Raw genomic sequence first — 16917 nt, forward strand, 5'->3', positions numbered from 1 at the left:
GTCAGCCCGCCGCGGCCGGCGCGGCGCGCCCGCGCGCGAACAGCAGCCCCACCGCGATGGCCAGCAGCGGCACCATCACCGCGTTGATCGCTGTCCAGCCCACGCCAGTGAGCAGCGCGCCCGAGGCAAAGGACATGGCCGCCGCCACGGTGCCGTTGGCCAGTTGCATCAGCGCCTGCGCCTGGCCGCGCTCCTCGGGTGCATGGCTTTCGGCGAGCAGCGCTGTGCCCGAGATCACCATCAGGTTCCAGCCCGTGCCCAGCAGGAAGGAGCTGGCCAGGAATTCGGTGAACGCCATGCCCGAGAGCGCCACCGCCGCGCTGGCCGCCAGACAGGCCGCCCCCACGGCCGCCACCGGGCGGCTGCCGAAGCGGTCCACGAGCTGGCCCGCGAACAGCGCCGGGAAGAACATGCCGATCACGTGCCACTGGATCACCTGCGCGGCCGAGGCCGCCGAGAAGCCGCACACCTCCATGGCCAGCGGCGTGGCGTTCATCACCAGGATCATCAGGCCGTGGCCGATGGCCGCCATCACCACGGCGGCGCGCAGCCCGGGCCGGGCGAGCAGGGTGCGCATGGCCGCGATGCCGCCCGCCGCAGGCTGGGGCGCGGCCCCCTCGCGCAGCCGTGCCATCACCGCCCACCCGAGTGCGGACAACACCGCAATGGCCAGGTAGGCGCCCGCCAGCGGCGTGGCCAGCAGGTTGCGCGACCACAGCGCCAGCGGTGGCGCGAACACGGCGGCGCACAGGCCGCCTGCCACCACGCAGGCCGCCGCGCGCCCTTTTTGCTGCGGGTCCACCGCCTCCAGCGCCGCATAGGTGTAGTAGCCCGACGATGCCTGGTACGCGCCGATGGCCAGCGTGCCCGCGCAGAACACGGCAAAGCTGCCCCATTGCACGCCCGCCATGCTCACCAGCCCGCCCGCCACGCCAAGGAGCGCACCGGCCTGCAGCCCCGCGCGCCGCCCCCGGCGCTGCATGAACAGCGACAGCGGCTGCACCGACAGCAGGTTGCCCAGAACCAGCAGCGCCAGCGGCAGCGTGGCGAGGGTGGGCCAGGGCGCCAGCCTTGCCCCCACGATGGAGGTGAGCGTGATGCCGATGATGGAGCAGCCCCAGTAAAGGGCCTGGCCCGCGAACAGCAGGCGAACGGACGCATTGCGCAAGAGCAGCATGGATGGCTTTCGGTGGTGCGCCCCGGTGGGCGCGTAGGAAGGAAAGGGGCCGGGCCGCGGGGCGGTCAGTCCAGCGGCACACCCGCGCCAAAGCGCTGCGCATAGGCCTGCGGGCTCACGGCGCGGTGCTTGTGAAAGCTGCGGCGCAGGTTCTCCGGGTGCTCGAACCCGCACAGCCGGGCCACGGTGGAGATCGATGCCTGGGCCTGCGCCAGCAGCGTGGACGCAGCTTCCACGCGCACGCGTTCCACGTAGCGGGCGGGCGTCATGCCCAGCTCGCGCTGGAACACGCGCGAGAGCGTGCGGGTGGGCATGCAGGCACGTTCGGCCAGGGCATCAAGCGACAGGTCGCCGCCCAGCTGCGTGGGAATCCATTCGAGCAGCGCGGCCAGCCGTGGGGCGTGCAGGGTCTCGGGCGCCAGCAGGGGGCTGAACTGGGCCTGCCCGCCCGGGCGGCGCATGAACATCACGAGCCGCCGCGCCACGGCCAGGGCCAGGGGACGGCCCAGGTCCGCCTCCACCAGCGCCAGGGCCAGGTCAATGCCGGCGGTGACGCCCGCCGAAGTGAAGACATGGCTGTCGTGTGGGCTGGCGGCGTCGTACGTGTGCAGGCAGTCGTGCTCCACCAGCACCTTCGGGTGGCTCTGGCGCAGGCGGTCCAGGCGCGACCAGTGGGTGGTGGCGCGCCGTCCGTCCAGCAGCCCCGCCTGTGCCAGCAGCAGCGCGCCGGAGCACACCGACCCCAGCCGCCGCACCCGCGGCTCGGCGTGGCGCAGCCACTCGCACAGGCCGGCATTGGACAGCTGCGCAATCACCCCGTCGCCGCCTGCCACCAGCACGGTGTCGAAACCAGCCGCATCCAGGGTTCCCCAGGCGCCATCGGCCACCAGCGCGAACCGGGCCGATGTGGGCACGGGCCCTGGCGCTTCGGCCAGCAGGTGCAGCGTGTAGGCCGGCGGCAGGCCATGGCCCGTGCGCTCTGCGTTCGCAGAGCCAAACACCTGCATGGGGCCGACCACGTCCAGGCTCATGACGCCGGGGTAGAGCAGGCAGGCGATAGCGCGGGATGGAGGGTGCATGGCGCCAGTGTGAATGCTCCGTGGGTTGGCTGCAACGACAACATCCCCACAGATCTGGCCACTGGCTGGAGGGCGGCCTGGGGGACAGGGTGCTTCCGGCGGGTCGCCGGCGTTCGCACCGGCGCCGGGGCAGTCGCCAGGCGATTCAGCGCGGGGACGGCGGTGCGCCGATGCCGGGCAGGACGGCGCTCAGATCGACGGCCTCGGCCATCGCGCGGTTGCCTTCATCGCCCGGATGCAGCTGGTCGCCTGAATCGAAGCGCGCCGCGATGCGGGCAGGGTGGGCCGGGTCGCGCAGCGCCGCATCGAAGTCGATCACCGCATCGAATGCGCCGCTTTGGCGGATCCAGTCGTTCACCTGCCGGCGCAGTGTGTCCTTGTCGGGATGGTGGTAGTTGCTGAGCGGCGTGCCAGGCAAGGCACCCTCGAACGGCGTGAGCGTCGCGCCGATCACCCTCAGCCCGTGGCCGCGTGCCTGCGCGATCAGCTGGCGGTAGCCAGCCGCCAGCGCCTGCAGCGTCGGCCGGGGACTTGCCGGGGCGAACGCGGTGCCCGGCCAGGAGATATCGTTGATGCCCAGCATCACGATGACGCTTTGCACGCCAGGCTGGGCCAACACGTCGCGCTCCAGCCGCGCCAGCGCATTGGCGCCCATGCCGTCGGACAGCAGGCGGGCGCCGGAAATGCCGGCATTGACGACCGCCACCCCGTGCGGCGCCAGGCGGGTGGCCAGGAAATCCGGCCAGCGGCGGTCCTTGTCCAGGCTGGCGGTGGCCCCGTCGGTGATGGAGTCCCCGATCACGACGACCGCGCGCGCGGCCGGTGCGGCTTCCACCTGAATGCCCGCCAGCAGCGGGCGCGCCGTGGTGCTCTGCACCGCTGCGCCTCCGGCGACCAGCTCCGGGGCGGTGGCCTGGTCGCGGGGGGCAATCCAGGTGGTCTGCCGTCCGTCCCAATGGAAGGTGCTCACCGGCGTTTCATCGGGGAGGTACAGGCTCACCGCAAGCTGCGCCAGCGCGGGCACGGCCAGCCCCACGGGGTCGCTGACCAGCGACGCGCCGGGCAGGATCGTCGCCGCCTCCTGGCCGCCAAAAGTGACGGTGCGCAGGCTGTCTGCCAGCACGGCCCCACCGGGAGCTGGCCGCGCGACCGTCGCCTTGCCCAGCGCCACCGGCTGCCGGCCGTAGGCATTGGACAGCACAATGCGCACGCGGGGCCCGCCCAGGCTGACGCGCGCCACCTGCCGCACCGTCTGGCCATGCAGCACCGGCGGAAGGTGGGTGGGGAACAGGAAGTCCGGTCCCCAGGCAGGCTGGGGGCTGGCGCCCCAGGTTGCCACCCAGGTGGACGCACGGACAGGCGCTGGAGCGTGGGGCGCGGCCGCGCCAGCCGAAAGTGCAATGGCCAGCAGCGCCGACGCCGAGAGGGCAGGGAGGGTTTTCATATTGTTGAATTCATTGGCTTTGTAAGATTCAATGATGAATTCAAAGACATGAATAAACTAGACTTCTCCCCGGAAGAACATTTGTGATTTGAATTCACCGAGGAAGCCGCGATGGCCCGTCTGGATGTCAATCGCTCCGGCGAACTGGAGGTATTTGTCCGTGTCATCGAGCTGGGCGGGTTTTCCGCGGCAGCCCGTGCCTGCGGCATGACGCCTTCTGCCGTGAGCAAGCTGGTCGCGCGCATGGAGCAACGCCTGGGCACGCGGCTGGTGAACCGCTCCACGCGGCAGCTCCAGCTCACCCCCGAGGGCTGTGCCTTGTACGAGCGTGGCGTGCGCATCCTGGCCGATCTGGACGAGGCCGAGCGCTGCGCCAATGCGCACGCCGCGCCGCGCGGGCGGCTGCGGGTGAACGCGAACGTGCCGTTCGGGCACCATTTCCTGCTGCCGCTTGCTCCGCAGTTCCTTGAGCGCTGTCCCGATGTCACCCTGGACATCGTGCTGACCGATGAAGTCATCGACATCCTGGAGCAGCGCACCGACGTGGCCGTGCGCGCGGGCCCGCTCAAGAGCTCGAACCTGATGGCGCGCAAGCTCGGTCAGACGCGCATGGTCATCGTTGGCGCGCCCGGCTACCTGGAGCGCAAGGGCATGCCGGCGGCGCCGGATGATCTGCTGCTGCACAACCGGCTGGGCACCAGCTACGTGCGCGCCCAGGCCGGCTGGCCGCTGCGGCACAACGGTGTGGACGTGGTGGTTCCGGTGGCGGGCAATGCCCAGGCCAGCGACGGTGAAGCCCTGCGCCACCTGGCGCTGGCCGGCCTGGGGCTGGCGCGCCTGGCCGCCTTCCAGGTCCGCGACGACCTGGCGGCAGGCCGGTTGCGGCCCGTGCTGGAGGAATCCAATCCGGGCGACCTGGAGGAAGTGCATGCCGTGTTCGTCGGCCAGGGAGGCTACCTGCCGCTGCGCGTGCGCGCCTTCCTGGATTTCCTTGCCGAACGGGTCGACATCGGCGCGCAGTCAGTTCGTTCATGAGGCGCGCCGCATGCTGCGGCCGGGCACGGCCTGCCGGGATGGCAATCCTTTGAGTTGTTCTAGGCCGAAAAGGCCTTGAACAGGTTCCTACGCCGATGCCTGTGACTGCAGGTAGTTCTGCAGGCCGATCCTGTCGATCAGGCCGATCTGCTTTTCGAGCCAGTAGGCGTGGTCTTCCTCGGTGTCGCGCAACTGGGCCAGCAGCAGGTCGCGGCTCACGTAGTCGCCCACGCTTTCGCACAGGGCCATGCCGTTTTGCAGGGCGGCGCGCACTTCGTACTCGGTGGCCAAGTCCTTGCGCAGCATCTCGGGCACGGTCTCGCCGGGGGTGAATTCCTTGGGGCGCATGTCGGGGCGGCCGCCCAGGAAGAGGATGCGGCGCAGCAGCGCGTCGGCATGCTGGGTTTCTTCCTGCATCTCGTGGTCGAGACGGGTATAGAGCTTGACGAAGCCCTGGTCCTCGTAGATCCGCGAGTGCGCGAAATACTGGTCGCGCGCGGCCAGCTCGCCGCGCAGCAGATCCTTGAAATACTCGACGACTTGTGGGTTTCCCTGCATGTTCTTATCCTTGAATTTCTGGTGGGGAGTATCGCGCGGACCGTGGCCTTTGTGGGCAATGCCCCCGGCTTGCCGCTCTGCATGCGTACCGGGATCAGAAGCGTTCTCATTGGGGCGCAAATGGGGCGCGCGGCCCGCGCCGCGGCTGCCCCCACGCCCCGCGGGGCTGCCGGCTGCCCTCCGCCACGGCGCGCGGGCACAATACCGCCCAAATGCTGATCTACCCCCACATCGATCCCGTCGCCCTGCAAGTGGGCCCGCTGGCCATCCACTGGTATGGCCTGACCTACCTGGCGGCCTTCGGGCTGTTCATGCTGCTGGGCATCGCCCGGCTGCGGCACCCGCCATTCGCGTCCATCACGGGGCCCGGCGCGTGGACGCGCAAGGATGTGGAGGACATCCTGTTCCTCGGCGTGGCAGGCGTGGTGGTCGGTGGGCGCCTGGGCTACTGCCTGTTCTACAAGCCCGGCTACTACCTGAGCCATCCGCTGGAGATCTTCGCGGTGTGGCAGGGGGGCATGGCCTTTCACGGCGGGCTGCTGGGCGTGATCGCGGCGATGCTGTGGTTTGCCCATTCGCGCAAGCGTCCGTGGCTGCAGGTGGCCGACTTCGTGGCGCCCTGCGTGCCCACGGGGCTGGCGGCGGGGCGGGTCGGCAACTTCATCAACGGCGAGCTGTGGGGCCGCTTTTCCAGCCCCGACCTGCCGTGGGGCATGGTCTTCGCGCACAGCGGCTCCATGCAGCCACGCCACCCTTCGCAGATCTATCAGTTCCTGTTGGAAGGGCTGCTGCTGTTCATCCTGCTGTGGCTCTATGCGCGCAAGGAGCGCCGCCAGGGCCAGGTGGCGGCGGCGTTCCTTGTGGGCTACGGCGCGTTCCGCTTCATCGCCGAGTATTTCCGGGAGCCCGACGCCTTCCTGGGCGTCCTGTCGCTGGGCATGAGCATGGGCCAATGGCTCTGCGTGCCCATGATCGTCGCCGGCGTCGCGCTGTGGCTGTGGGCGCAGCGGCAGCCGGCCCCCGTGCCCGGTTTCAAGTAAAAAATACTTCTGACGCTTGATGATCAAGCGCTGGCAGCTATTGAAAATATAGCAAACAGCGGGCTGTGGCCGGCTGCACATCCCGCAGCCTGTATCGCGGGGTGGCGGGCTTGCGCACGCGGCTTCTTCCGCAGCCTTCCTCAGGGCGCTCCTTCCCGGCGGGGCCCTGGCTGGCGCCGAACCCGAACCCGTGCCATGCGCGCGGCGCGTCCTGCAGGGCCTGGGGCACCGGTTTTCCGGTGAGTCCGGCGGCCGTGCAGGCCTTGCCACTGGGGGCGGGCAGCCCCGCCAACGTCATCCCGATGTGCGCGAAGCGCCTGGCTTCTCCGTGACCTCTTCCAGCGTGCTCCGATGGCCCGCTGAGTGCGCGCGGATGTGGTGTGGGAGCCACCGGCCCGCATTTTTTTGCGAAATTCAACGAATTGGACGTTTCAGGTCTTGTAATTTTTCATAATTATGAGAAATTACGTAGAAATCAGAGAAAGCCAGGTATTTGTGAGCTTTTGGCGGCGTGTTGGCGGCCAAAGGCGTCAGAGAATCTGACTGTGCAGCCTCTGCCACTGGAGTTCACCCGCACCATGCGCCCGATTCCCAACTCATTGCACGACGAAGCCGCCTCGCGGTTGCGCGAGCAGATCTTCGCCGGGGCCTTGCCGCCGGGGAGTTTTCTGGACGAGGCGGCGCTGTGCGAGCGGCTGGCCATTTCGCGCACGCCGCTGCGCGAGGCGCTCAAGGTGCTGGTGGCCGAGGGACTGCTGCGCCACGAGCCGCGCCGGGGGTGCTTCGTGGCAGAGATCTCCGAACGCGACCTGGACGACCTGTTCCCGGTGATCGCCTTGCTGGAGGGGCGGGCCGCGCACGAGGCCACCCGCAAGGCGGGCGCCGCCGACGTCGCGGCGCTGGAGGTGCTGCACGAGCGCCTGCAGCAATGCGCCTCGGACGGACTCCTTACCGACTACTACGAAGCCAACTACGCGATCCATGAGGCCTTCATCACGCTGGCGGACAACCGCTGGCTGGCGCAGGTGATCGGCGACCTGCGCAAGATCCTGCGGCTGGCGCGGCTGCAGACGCTGCATGCGCCGGGCCGCCTGCAGCAAAGCCTGGCCGAGCACCTGGCCGTGTTCGCCGCGCTCAAGGCGCGCGACTGCGACGCTGCCGAGGAGGCCATGCGCACCCACCTGTTGCGCCAGCGCGATGCGCTGCGCGACGTTGCCCGCAACCAGCAATCGAGGCTGACACCATGATGAACAGTACCCCCGAATGGATCGCCCGCAGCGTGTCCCGCCTGCGCACCGCCGCGCCTGCCACGGACAAGGCGGCCGACAAGTCCGGCGAGAAGCCAGCGAGGGCCGCCATCGACAAGTCGGTGACGGATGTGGTGGCCAAGGTGGCCGTGCCGCGCTCCACGCACGAACGTCTGCAGGCGACGCTGCGCCGCGGGCAGGAGGCGCTGTCGCCGCGCGCGCTGCGCCGCCTGCTGGCGGACCTGCAAGAGGTGGTGGCCCCGCAGGTGAGTGAGCTCGAGGGCGGGCGCCGCGCCCAGGCGGTGGCCGAGTGGTATGCCAGGGCCGAGACCGAGGAGCGGCGCGACATGTGGCTCCTGATGTGCGAGCAGTTCGCGCCCGACGCCACGCGCTTCAAGTCGGCCCGCCAGCGCTACGAGGCCGCGGCGGGCACGGCCGAGGAGGGGCAGGCCGAGATCAGCCTGCGCCGCGCGCTGGTGTCGCCGCGCACCCGGCTGCTGCAGCGCTTTTCCGTGTTTCCCGAGGGCATGCGCTTCCTGGTGGACATGCGGGCCGAGCTGCTGCCGCTGCTCAAGGCCGACAAGCGCCTGCTGGCGCTGGATGCGGAGCTGGAACACCTGTTCTCCACCTGGTTCGACGTGGCCTTCCTGGAGCTGCGCCGCCTGTCGTGGGATTCGCCGGCCTCGCTGATCGAAAAGCTCATCAAGTACGAGGCCGTGCATGACATCCGCAGCTGGGCGGACCTCAAGAACCGGCTCGACAGCGACCGGCGCTGCTACGGCTTCTTTCACCCACGCCTGCCCAACGAGCCGCTGATCTTCGTGGAGGTGGCGCTGGTGGACAAGATTTCTGCCAGCATCACGCCCTTGCTGGACGAGGCGGCCGCACCGGTGGACATCTCCCGGGCCACCACGGCGATCTTCTACTCGATCAGCAACACACAGACGGGCCTGCGCGGCGTGAGCTTTGGCGATTCGCTCATCAAGCACGTGGTGGAGACGCTCACCGCGGAGTTCCCGCGGCTGCGCACCTTTGCCACGCTGTCGCCCATTCCGGGCTTCCGCTCGTGGCTGGGCAAGCACGCGGGCGCGATGCTCGGGCGCCTGGATGACAAGCGCCGCGCCGAGCTGGGCCGCGCGGTGGGCTTCGAGCCGCCACAGCCCACGCACCTGCTGGCCGCCATCGACAAGGCCCTGGAGCTTGACGCCAAATCGCCCGTGCGCCAGATGCTGCTGGAATGCGCCGCCCGCTACCTGGGGCGCGAGCTGCACGAAGGCAAGCCGGTCGACCCGGTGGCACGCTTTCACCTGGGCAACGGCGCGCGGGTTGAACGGCTGAACTGGGCGGGCGATCCTTCCGGCAAGGGGCTCAAGCAGTCGTACGGGCTGATGGTGAACTATCTGTATGACCTCAAGCGCATCGACAAGCACCGCAGCCTGCTTGCGCAGGGCAAGGTGCCGGTGTCGGGGGACATCGACAGCCTGTGCCGTGGTGATTGATCCGTGCCGCCCGCGCGGCGGGCGGCACTGTTTTGGCCCTGGGCCGGTGGGCCGGGGGCCGAAAGGCGGCTGACCTGCCCGCCTGGCAGGCGTGGCGCCCGGGGCGCGGCGTCTTTCTGGTAGAAGTGCAGGCAGCAACCGGTGGCCGATGGCCGATCGCACGCCACGGGCCGGTTTCCATTTTTACAACGACGACAGGAGACAAGGAAATGACAGACAACATGCGAATCGACGACCGAGCGGTGCAGCGCCGCAGCCTGCTGGCCGCAGCGGCGGCAGCGGGCCTGGGCCTGGGCAGCGGCGGCAGCTGGGCGCAGGCCTCCGCCTGGCCCTCCAAGCCCGTGAACCTGGTCGTCCCCTTTCCGGCCGGAGGCGGCACCGATGCGTTCGCACGGCCGCTGGCCGCGCAGTTTTCCCGCGCCACCGGCAAGACGCTGGTGATCGACAACCGGGGCGGGGCGGGGGGCACCGTGGGGGCCAGTTTTGCCGCCAAGGCCGCGCCCGACGGGTACACGCTGTTCATGGGCGCGGTGCACCACGCCATCGCCCCGTCGATGTACCCCAAGCTCGACTACGACATCGAGAAGGATTTCATTCCGCTGTACCTGCTGGCCAACGTGCCGCAGGTGGTGGTGGTCAACCCGAAGAACGTGCCGGTGGGCAACTTCCAGCAGTTCATGGACCATGTCAAGCGCAACCCCGCCAAGCTCAACTACGGCTCGGCGGGCGCGGGCACATCGCACCATCTGGCGGGCGAGCTGTTCAAGCAGCAGACCAACACCTTCATCACGCACATCCCCTACCGTGGCGCGGGCCCTGCGCTGCAGGACCTGATCGGTGGGCAGGTGGACATGATGTTCGATGGCCTGGGTTCGTCGGCCGCGCATATCAAGGCGGGGCGCATCAAGGCGCTGATGGTGTCCGGCTCCAAGCGCAACGCGGCCTTCCCGGACGTGCCCTGCGCTTCCGAAGTGGGCCTGCCCGACTACACCGTGACCACCTGGTATGGCCTGTGGGCGCCCAAGGGAACGCCGGCCGATGTTCAGGCGCGCATCGTCGAGGAGATCCGCAAGCTCGGCGCGGCCGACGAGCTCAAGACCATCTGGGCCAGCAATGGCGCCGAATACGGCGGCCTCACGCAGCAGCAGTTCGCCGGCATGGTCAGCAGCGAGGTCAAGCGCTGGGCGGCGGTGGTGAAGGCTTCTGGCGCGAAACTTGATTGACCCCCTGAGGCGCTTCGCGCCATCCCCCTGAGGGGGACGCCACCCGTGGCCTGGCAGAGCCAGTTCCACGGTGGCACTGGCGATGGCGTTGCGCCAGTTGTTGTGGGGCGTGGACTTTGCAAACGTGATGGGCAACGAATATGTCAGGTGAAGTGTTGATGGATGCCGGTGAGCGTGGCGTGGTGCATGTCACCTTGCGCCATGCCGGGCGGCTGAACGCGATGTCGCGGGGCATGTGGCGGCAACTGCGCGAGGTGTTTCAAGACATCCAGCGGCGCAGCGATGTGCGCTGCGTGCTCATCGCCGGCGAGGGCGATGCCTTCTGCGCGGGGGGCGACATTTCGGAGTACCCGGGCTTTCGCTTCGACACCGCGGCCTTGCGCGATTTCCATGAGAACGACGTCTGGGGCGGGCTGAGCGCCATGCTCCTGTGCGACGTCCCCATCGTGGCCCAGATCAGCGGGGCCTGCATGGGTGCCGGGGTGGAGATCGCCAGCTGCTGCGACATCCGCATCGCGGGCGGTACGGCCCGCTTTGGTGCCCCCATCGCCAAGCTCGGCTTCCCCATGGCCCCCCGCGAGGCGCAGCTGGTGGCCGGCGCCGTGGGCGATGTGACGGCCCGGCAGATGCTGCTGGAAGCCGCCACCTTCAGCGCCGCCGACATGCTGGCGCGCGGTTTCCTGAGCCGCGTGGTGGCCGACGACAGGACGGCCACCGAGGCGGTGGGCAGCGCGCAGCGCATTGCCGCGCTGGCACCCCAGGCCGCCCGCATGAACAAACAGACATTTCGGGCATTGAAAGTGCCTGTGGCGCCTGCTGTAAATGCGCAATCAGCTATTAAAGATATAGCAAACGATGCGCCTGACCCCTATGCGTACGCGGACAGCGCCGAGCACCGCGAAGGCATCACCGCGTTCCTTGAAAAACGCGCCCCCCTGTTTTGATGGGCCTTGCCCATTTCCATTCCTCTTGTGGATCTGACCATTTGCAACCCCGTCCAACTGCCATGAGCCAACACAACCTCTTCAGCGCCCTGCGCGCAGCCTTTCCCTCCGACCTGGGCAGCACCGCCGTGGAAACCACGGCGCCCGACGGCACCCCGCTGCACTACAGCTGGGCCGACCTGGACCATGCCAGCGCGCGCATCGCCAACCTGCTGGCCTCGCTCAAGCTGCCCGAGGGCAGCCGCGTGGCCGTGCAGGTGGAAAAGTCGGTCGAAGCCATGCTGCTGTACCTCGCCACCTTGCGCGCGGGCTACGTGTTCCTGCCGCTCAACACGGCCTACCAGAGCGCCGAGATCGAGTACTTCATCGGCAACGCCGAGCCTGCGGTGGTGGTGTGCAGCCCGGGCAACTTCGGCTGGGTGTCGAAGATCGCCTTCACGCTGGGCACGCAGCACGTCTTTACCCTGGGCGACGACCGCACCGGCAGCCTGCTGGAGCGCGCGGCGCACCATGGCGACAGCCACACGCCCGTGCAGCGCGCGGCCGATGACCTGGCCGCCATCCTGTACACCAGCGGCACCACGGGCCGCAGCAAGGGCGCCATGCTCACGCACGGCAACCTGCTGTCGAACGCGCAGGTGCTCAAGGAGTACTGGGGCTGGACGGCTACCGGAGGGCCTGATGGCCGTGGCGACGTGCTGATCCACGCCCTGCCCATCTTCCACGTGCACGGTCTGTTCGTGGCCATCCACGGCGCGCTGATCAATGGCAGCAAGATGATCTGGTTCAGCAAATTCGACCCCAAGGCCGTGCTCGCCGCCATGCCGCGCTCCACCGTCTTCATGGGCGTGCCCACGCTCTACGTGCGCCTGCTGGGCGAGGCCGGCCTCACCAAGGAGGCGGCGAAGAACATGCGCCTGTTCGTCGCGGGCTCGGCGCCGCTGCTCATCGAGACCTTCAACGAATGGCAGCAGCGCACCGGCCACACCATCCTGGAGCGCTACGGCATGAGCGAGACCATCATGCTCACCTCCAACCCCTACGCGGCCGACGCGCGCCATGCCGGCCAGACCGAGCGGCGCGGCGCCACCGTGGGCTTCCCGCTCCCCGGCGTGGGCCTGCGCGTGGTGGACGATGCCAACAAGCGGCTGCCCGTGGGCGAGATCGGCAACATCCAGGTCCAGGGCCCCAATGTGTTCAAGGGCTACTGGCGCATGCCCGAGAAGACGGCCGAGGAGTTCACGCCTGACGGCTGGTTCAAGACCGGCGACGTGGGCAAGGTGGACGAGCGCGGCTACGTGAGCATCGTGGGCCGCAGCAAGGACCTGATCATCAGCGGCGGCTACAACGTCTACCCCGCCGAGATCGAGGGCTACATCAACGACATGCCCGGCGTGGCCGAAAGCGCCCTGGTGGGCGTGCCGCACCCGGACTTCGGCGAAGTGGGCGTGGCCGTGGTCATCGCCAAGCCGGGCGTGAAGCTCGACGGCGAGGCCATCGTGGCGCGGCTCAAGTCGCAGCTGGCCAACTTCAAGATCCCCAAGCGCTGCTTCGTGGCCGACGAGTTGCCGCGCAACACCATGGGCAAGGTGCAGAAGAACCTTCTGCGCGAGCAGCACAAGGCACTGTTTTCCTGACTCCGTGGGCTGGCGGCTGCCGCAGGCGCGGCCTGCTGGCACCTGCCCGCCGCAGTCAGTGCCCGCCGCCGACCAGGGCGCGTCCGGCCGCCCGCAGGGCCTTGGCCGCGCTGTCGCCCAGCAGCAGCGCCCCGCTGCTGAATGCGCCATCCACGAGCAGCGAGAGCTGGGCGGCGGTCACGTCCGGCTTTTTCACACCGAGCCGCCGGCACAGCGCCGAAAGCCGCTTGCGCTGCTCCAGCCTGTGGCGGGCCGAGATGGCGCGGGCAGGGTGCGCGGGGTCCGCGAATTCCGCGGCCACGTTCAGCTGGGGGCATCCCCGGTAGCCCGGGCGGGCCACCCGCTCGCCCACCCACTGGAGCAGGGCGTCGAGCTCCGCCGCGGGATCGGGGCCGTGCGTTGAGACAACGTCGTCCCATTGCTGCCAGAACTCGCGGTCTTCGCGCTCCAGGAAGGCCGCGATCAGGTCATCCTTGGTGCGGTAGTAGCGGTAGAGGCTGGTCTTGGCGATCTTCGCGCGCTCGATGATCAGGTCGATGCCCACCGCGCGAACGCCCTCGTTGTAGAAAAGCTGGGAAGCGGTGTCGAGGATGCGTTGCTGCACATCGCCGGGCGGCATGGCCGCGGGCGTGGCGGAGGAGGCAGCTCGCGAGGATGGGGCGCCGTCACGGGTTCCAGGTGGTCTCATGCGCAGATTTTCCCACATCGCACGGAGATGTGATACAGACCTGTATGTTGCCGGCAGGCCTGCATGCGCCGCGTGCCTTCAGCCCGCTCCGCGGGGGCGGCCACGGCCGTGGCTCCGCCCCTGCCGTTGGGCAGGGCCCGCGTGGCGGGGCCTCTGCCCTGTGCTCAGCGCAGCACCAGCACGGGGATGTGCGAGTGCGTGAGCACATGCTGGGTTTCGCTGCCCAGCAGCAGGCGCTTGAGCCCCTTGCGGCCGTGCGATGCCATGACGATCAGGTCGCACTTGTGTTTCTTGGCGGCGGAGATCACCGCTTCCGCGACGAGATCGGATTTGGCGATGACGGCCTTCACGGCAACGCCCTGGGCGATGCCTTCGGTCTTGACGCCATCGACCATGGCCTGCGCGGCGTCGCCCCACTGTTTCTCGATGCGCTTGACGTCGCTCATGTCGACCGGCATGCCGCCTTCAAAGTAGCTGCGGGGATAGCGTGGCACGACCTTGAGGGCCACCACCGTGGCGCCCGACAGGGCTGCAAGGGACAGGCCGTGCTCCACCGCTTTGTCCGACAGGGCCGAACCGTCCGTGGCAATCAGGATGCGTTTGTACATAAAGGGCTCCTCAAAGTGATGGAACAAGCTTAGGATCAATCATGTTCCGGGGCTTGATCCAGGTCAATGTACCTGCCGGGCCCTCACGATAGGCTTGAACCATGTCAATGTTTGGACCCGGTGCGCCGGCCTCATCCCCGGTGCATCAGACAGATGCCGGGACGGACGCGTGGCCGGCGGCCGCGCCCGCTCCGCAGGCCGTGCTGCTGGACGACCCGCAGGAATGGTCGGCATTCGGCCGCCCGTGTGCTCAGGCGGGTGGTGCTCCCGCGGACCTTGCCGCGTGCGCCTGGGAATCCCAGGTGGTGCTGGAGGGCATGCACTGCGCGGCCTGCGCGCTCACCATCGAAGACGCGCTGCGCGCCGTGCCGGGCGTGCAGCAGGCCGATGTGAGCGCCGCCACGCGGCGCGCGCGCGTGGTCTGGCACCCGGCGCAGGTGCGCCCCTCGCAGTGGATGCAAGCAGTGCACAAGGCCGGCTACCGCGCCATGCCCGCCATGGACGCCTTTGCACGCGAGCAGCGCCTGCGCGAGAGCCGCCGCGCGCTGTGGCGCTGGCTGGTGGCGGGTTTTTGCATGATGCAGGTCATGATGTACGCGTGGCCGGCCTATGTGGCACAGCCGGGCGACCTCACGCAGGAGATGGAGCAGCTGCTGCGCTGGGCTTCCTGGGTCATTACCTTGCCGATGGTGGTCTTTGCGTGCGGCCCCTTCTTCTCCAGCGCGCTGCGCGATATCCGGTTGCGCCGCGTGAGCATGGACCTGCCCGTGGCGCTGGGCATGGCCATCACTTTCGCGGTGAGCACGGCCGGGACCTTCGACCCCACGGGCATCTTCGGGAAAGAGGTGTACTACGACTCGCTGACCATGTTCGTCTTTTTCCTGCTCACGGGGCGCTGGCTCGAACTGCGCCTGCGCGACCGCACTGCCGGCGCGCTGGAAGCCGTGATGAACCGCCTGCCCGACAGCGTGGAGCTGCGCTCGGCGGATGGCAGTTTCGTGCGCGTGGCCACACGCCGCTTGGCCGTGGGGGACACGATCCGCGTGCTGCCGGGCGAGGCCTTTCCGGCCGATGGGCGCATCACCCGGGGCAGCACCCAGGCCGACGAATCCCTTCTGACGGGAGAGTCCACCCCGGTGGCGCGGCCCGTGGGCAGCGTGGTCACGGCCGGCAGCTACAACCTGCAGGCGCCGGTGGAGGTGCAGGTGGAGGGCACGGGCGGGCAGACGCGCTTCGCGCAGATCGTGGCCTTGATGGAAAGCGCGTCGCTGCAGAAACCCCGGCTGGCACAGCTGGCCGACCGCATCGCGCGGCCGTTCCTGGTGGCGGTGCTCGCGGCCGCGGCCCTGGCGGCCGCGTATTGGTGGCCCTCCGATCCTGGCCATGCGCTGATGGTGGCGGTGGCGGTCCTCATCGTGACCTGCCCCTGTGCACTGTCCCTGGCCACACCGGTCGCCATGCTCACGGCGGCGGGCACGCTGGCGCGCCATGGCGTGCTGGTGCGCAACCTGCAGGGCCTGGAGGCCTTGGCCCGTGTGGATACCGTGGTGTTTGACAAGACCGGCACGCTCACGCGGGACGGCATGGCATTGCAAGCCGTGCATGCCATCGAAGGATGGACGGCACGGGGCGCGCTGGCGCTGGCGTCCGCCTTGGCGCGCCAATCGATGCATCCCGCATCGCGCGCCGTGGTGGCCGCCGCTGGCGCGCAGGACGACGGGCGCTGGATCGTGAGCGGCCTGCAGGAGGAAGCCGGGCTCGGCCTGGTGGCCGTGGCGCGGGATGGCCTGGGCGCGGAGCCTGCCCGCACGTTCCGGCTGGGCTCCGCCCGCCATGCGGGCGTGGCGCCGCAGGACGGCGCCGCACTGCAGGTGGTGCTGTCGGAACAGCGCCCCGACGGGCGGGTGCTGGAACTGGCGCGCTTCGACCTGGTGGAGGCTCTGCGCGCCGAGGCCCCGGCCGTGGTGACGACGTTGGCGGATGCCGGCCTGGCGGTGCAGTTGCTGTCCGGTGACCGGGCCGTGTCGGTGCGGCGCGTGGCTGCGCAGGCGGGCATAGCGCAGGCGGCGGGGGAGTGCACGCCCCAGGGCAAGCTGGCCGCGTTGCAGGCGCTGCAGGCCGGCGGCCACCACGTGGCCATGGTGGGCGATGGCATGAACGATGGCCCGGTGCTGGCAGGCGCTCATGTGTCCTTCGCGTTTGGCCGCGCCGTGCCGCTGGCGCAGGCGCAGGCCGATTTTGTCGTGCTGGGCGACAGCCTGGCGCTGGTGCCGCAAACGGTGCTGCTGGCGCGGCGCACCCTGCGTGTGGTGCGCCAGAACCTGTGGTGGGCCGCGGGCTACAACGCCCTGTGTGTTCCATTGGCCGTGGCGGGTTTCATGCCCGCCTGGCTCGCCGGGCTGGGAATGGCGCTGAGTTCGCTGCTGGTGGTCCTCAATGCCGCGCGCCTTGCACGAGATCTTCCGCCGTTGTCTTCCTCGGGCGCGGCGCCGCTGCCGCCAGAGGGTGCTCCGGCCATTGAAATCACCAAGACAACGCTGAAGGCCGCCTGATGGACATTCTGTACCTGCTGATTCCGCTGTCCGTGGTGCTGGTCTTGATGGTTCTTGCAGGACTGTGGTGGGCGGTTCATCACGGCCAGTTCGAGAGCGTCGAGCAAGAAGGTGAACGGATTCTCCGAGACGATTGACTTGTGTCAATGCCCTGAAAAGCTGGCTGCAACAAACTCTTACTGCAAT

15 protein-coding genes are annotated in these 16917 nt (G+C 69.0%); 9 read left to right on the forward strand and 6 right to left on the reverse strand.

All coding sequences use genetic code 11. The features are described 5' to 3' along the window. Position 1: 1 nt before the first annotated feature. From AC3RCE_RS09325 to AC3RCE_RS09335, 3 genes are all read right to left on the reverse strand, one after another. Positions 2-1177 carry an MFS transporter gene (locus AC3RCE_RS09325; protein ID WP_492254991.1) on the reverse strand — a complete coding sequence of 392 codons (1176 nt, stop codon included), beginning with the start codon at positions 1175-1177 and terminating at the stop codon, positions 2-4. A gap of 65 nt (positions 1178-1242) precedes the next feature. Continuing rightward, positions 1243-2256 (reverse strand): GlxA family transcriptional regulator, encoded by a 1014-nt coding sequence (locus AC3RCE_RS09330; RefSeq protein ID WP_492254992.1) that lies wholly within the window; start codon positions 2254-2256, stop codon positions 1243-1245. Positions 2257-2401: 145 nt separating this feature from the next. Then, positions 2402-3700 carry an SGNH/GDSL hydrolase family protein gene (locus AC3RCE_RS09335; protein ID WP_492254993.1) on the reverse strand — a complete coding sequence of 433 codons (1299 nt, stop codon included), beginning with the start codon at positions 3698-3700 and terminating at the stop codon, positions 2402-2404. Positions 3701-3811: 111 nt separating this feature from the next. On the opposite strand from AC3RCE_RS09335, the gene AC3RCE_RS09340 reads away from it, so the two are divergent. Next, positions 3812-4735 (forward strand): LysR family transcriptional regulator, encoded by a 924-nt coding sequence (locus AC3RCE_RS09340; protein WP_492254994.1) that lies wholly within the window; start codon positions 3812-3814, stop codon positions 4733-4735. A gap of 87 nt (positions 4736-4822) precedes the next feature. On the opposite strand, the gene bfr is transcribed toward AC3RCE_RS09340, so the two are convergent. Beyond that, positions 4823-5293 (reverse strand): bacterioferritin, encoded by a 471-nt coding sequence (bfr, locus tag AC3RCE_RS09345; RefSeq protein ID WP_218294134.1) that lies wholly within the window; start codon positions 5291-5293, stop codon positions 4823-4825. 212 nt (positions 5294-5505) lie between these two features. Here bfr and lgt point away from each other — a divergent pair, with 212 nt between their 5' ends. The 6 genes from lgt (at position 5506) to AC3RCE_RS09375 (ending at position 12883) form a co-directional block, all read left to right on the forward strand. Then, a complete protein-coding gene (gene lgt / locus AC3RCE_RS09350) occupies positions 5506-6333 on the forward strand; it encodes a prolipoprotein diacylglyceryl transferase (protein ID WP_218294135.1) in 828 nt (275 codons plus the stop codon). A gap of 578 nt (positions 6334-6911) precedes the next feature. Then, a complete protein-coding gene (locus AC3RCE_RS09355; RefSeq protein ID WP_218294136.1) occupies positions 6912-7580 on the forward strand; it encodes a GntR family transcriptional regulator in 669 nt (222 codons plus the stop codon). Continuing rightward, the gene (locus AC3RCE_RS09360; protein WP_492255371.1) at positions 7580-9079 is read left to right on the forward strand and encodes a malonyl-CoA decarboxylase; all 1500 of its coding nucleotides are present in this window, start codon (positions 7580-7582) and stop codon (positions 9077-9079) included. The genes AC3RCE_RS09355 and AC3RCE_RS09360 overlap by 1 nt, the downstream gene beginning before the upstream one ends. A gap of 209 nt (positions 9080-9288) precedes the next feature. Further along, positions 9289-10302, forward strand: coding sequence for a Bug family tripartite tricarboxylate transporter substrate binding protein (locus AC3RCE_RS09365; RefSeq protein WP_218294137.1), 1014 nt, complete (start codon positions 9289-9291; stop codon positions 10300-10302). 140 nt (positions 10303-10442) lie between these two features. Continuing rightward, positions 10443-11246 (forward strand): enoyl-CoA hydratase/isomerase family protein, encoded by an 804-nt coding sequence (locus tag AC3RCE_RS09370; RefSeq protein WP_492254995.1) that lies wholly within the window; start codon positions 10443-10445, stop codon positions 11244-11246. A gap of 62 nt (positions 11247-11308) precedes the next feature. Further along, positions 11309-12883, forward strand: coding sequence for a malonate--CoA ligase (locus tag AC3RCE_RS09375; protein ID WP_492254996.1), 1575 nt, complete (start codon positions 11309-11311; stop codon positions 12881-12883). 55 nt (positions 12884-12938) lie between these two features. Here the strand turns inward: AC3RCE_RS09375 and AC3RCE_RS09380 are convergent, their stop codons facing one another. Together AC3RCE_RS09380 and AC3RCE_RS09385 are read right to left on the reverse strand one after the other, a co-directional pair. Continuing rightward, on the reverse strand, positions 12939-13571 hold the full coding sequence (locus AC3RCE_RS09380; protein ID WP_492254997.1) for a TetR/AcrR family transcriptional regulator: 633 nt from the start codon (positions 13569-13571) through the stop codon (positions 12939-12941). Positions 13572-13735: 164 nt separating this feature from the next. Next, a complete protein-coding gene (locus AC3RCE_RS09385; protein ID WP_218294141.1) occupies positions 13736-14179 on the reverse strand; it encodes a universal stress protein in 444 nt (147 codons plus the stop codon). A 107-nt stretch (positions 14180-14286) separates the two neighbouring features. Here AC3RCE_RS09385 and AC3RCE_RS09390 point away from each other — a divergent pair, with 107 nt between their 5' ends. Next, positions 14287-16731 (forward strand): heavy metal translocating P-type ATPase, encoded by a 2445-nt coding sequence (locus tag AC3RCE_RS09390; protein WP_492255372.1) that lies wholly within the window; start codon positions 14287-14289, stop codon positions 16729-16731. Then, the gene (ccoS, locus tag AC3RCE_RS09395) at positions 16731-16868 is read left to right on the forward strand and encodes a cbb3-type cytochrome oxidase assembly protein CcoS (protein WP_056169616.1); all 138 of its coding nucleotides are present in this window, start codon (positions 16731-16733) and stop codon (positions 16866-16868) included. The genes AC3RCE_RS09390 and ccoS overlap by 1 nt, the downstream gene beginning before the upstream one ends. Positions 16869-16917 lie beyond the last annotated feature (49 nt).

It is taken from the genome of Acidovorax sp. GW823-FHT05D11, assembly GCF_058795695.1.

Coding starts and splice junctions, on each gene's coding strand:
- AC3RCE_RS09340 (WP_492254994.1), top strand. CDS start 3,812: ATGGCCCGTCTGGATGTCAATCGCTCCGGCGAACTGGAGGTATTTGTC.
- AC3RCE_RS09360 (WP_492255371.1), top strand. CDS start 7,580: ATGAACAGTACCCCCGAATGGATCGCCCGCAGCGTGTCCCGCCTGCGC.
- AC3RCE_RS09355 (WP_218294136.1), top strand. CDS start 6,912: ATGCGCCCGATTCCCAACTCATTGCACGACGAAGCCGCCTCGCGGTTG.
- AC3RCE_RS09325 (WP_492254991.1), bottom strand. CDS start 1,177: ATGCTGCTCTTGCGCAATGCGTCCGTTCGCCTGCTGTTCGCGGGCCAG.
- ccoS (WP_056169616.1), top strand. CDS start 16,731: ATGGACATTCTGTACCTGCTGATTCCGCTGTCCGTGGTGCTGGTCTTG.
- AC3RCE_RS09385 (WP_218294141.1), bottom strand. CDS start 14,179: ATGTACAAACGCATCCTGATTGCCACGGACGGTTCGGCCCTGTCGGAC.
- bfr (WP_218294134.1), bottom strand. CDS start 5,293: ATGCAGGGAAACCCACAAGTCGTCGAGTATTTCAAGGATCTGCTGCGC.
- AC3RCE_RS09370 (WP_492254995.1), top strand. CDS start 10,443: ATGTCAGGTGAAGTGTTGATGGATGCCGGTGAGCGTGGCGTGGTGCAT.
- AC3RCE_RS09380 (WP_492254997.1), bottom strand. CDS start 13,571: ATGAGACCACCTGGAACCCGTGACGGCGCCCCATCCTCGCGAGCTGCC.
- AC3RCE_RS09335 (WP_492254993.1), bottom strand. CDS start 3,700: ATGAAAACCCTCCCTGCCCTCTCGGCGTCGGCGCTGCTGGCCATTGCA.
- AC3RCE_RS09365 (WP_218294137.1), top strand. CDS start 9,289: ATGACAGACAACATGCGAATCGACGACCGAGCGGTGCAGCGCCGCAGC.
- AC3RCE_RS09390 (WP_492255372.1), top strand. CDS start 14,287: ATGTTTGGACCCGGTGCGCCGGCCTCATCCCCGGTGCATCAGACAGAT.
- AC3RCE_RS09375 (WP_492254996.1), top strand. CDS start 11,309: ATGAGCCAACACAACCTCTTCAGCGCCCTGCGCGCAGCCTTTCCCTCC.
- AC3RCE_RS09330 (WP_492254992.1), bottom strand. CDS start 2,256: ATGCACCCTCCATCCCGCGCTATCGCCTGCCTGCTCTACCCCGGCGTC.
- lgt (WP_218294135.1), top strand. CDS start 5,506: ATGCTGATCTACCCCCACATCGATCCCGTCGCCCTGCAAGTGGGCCCG.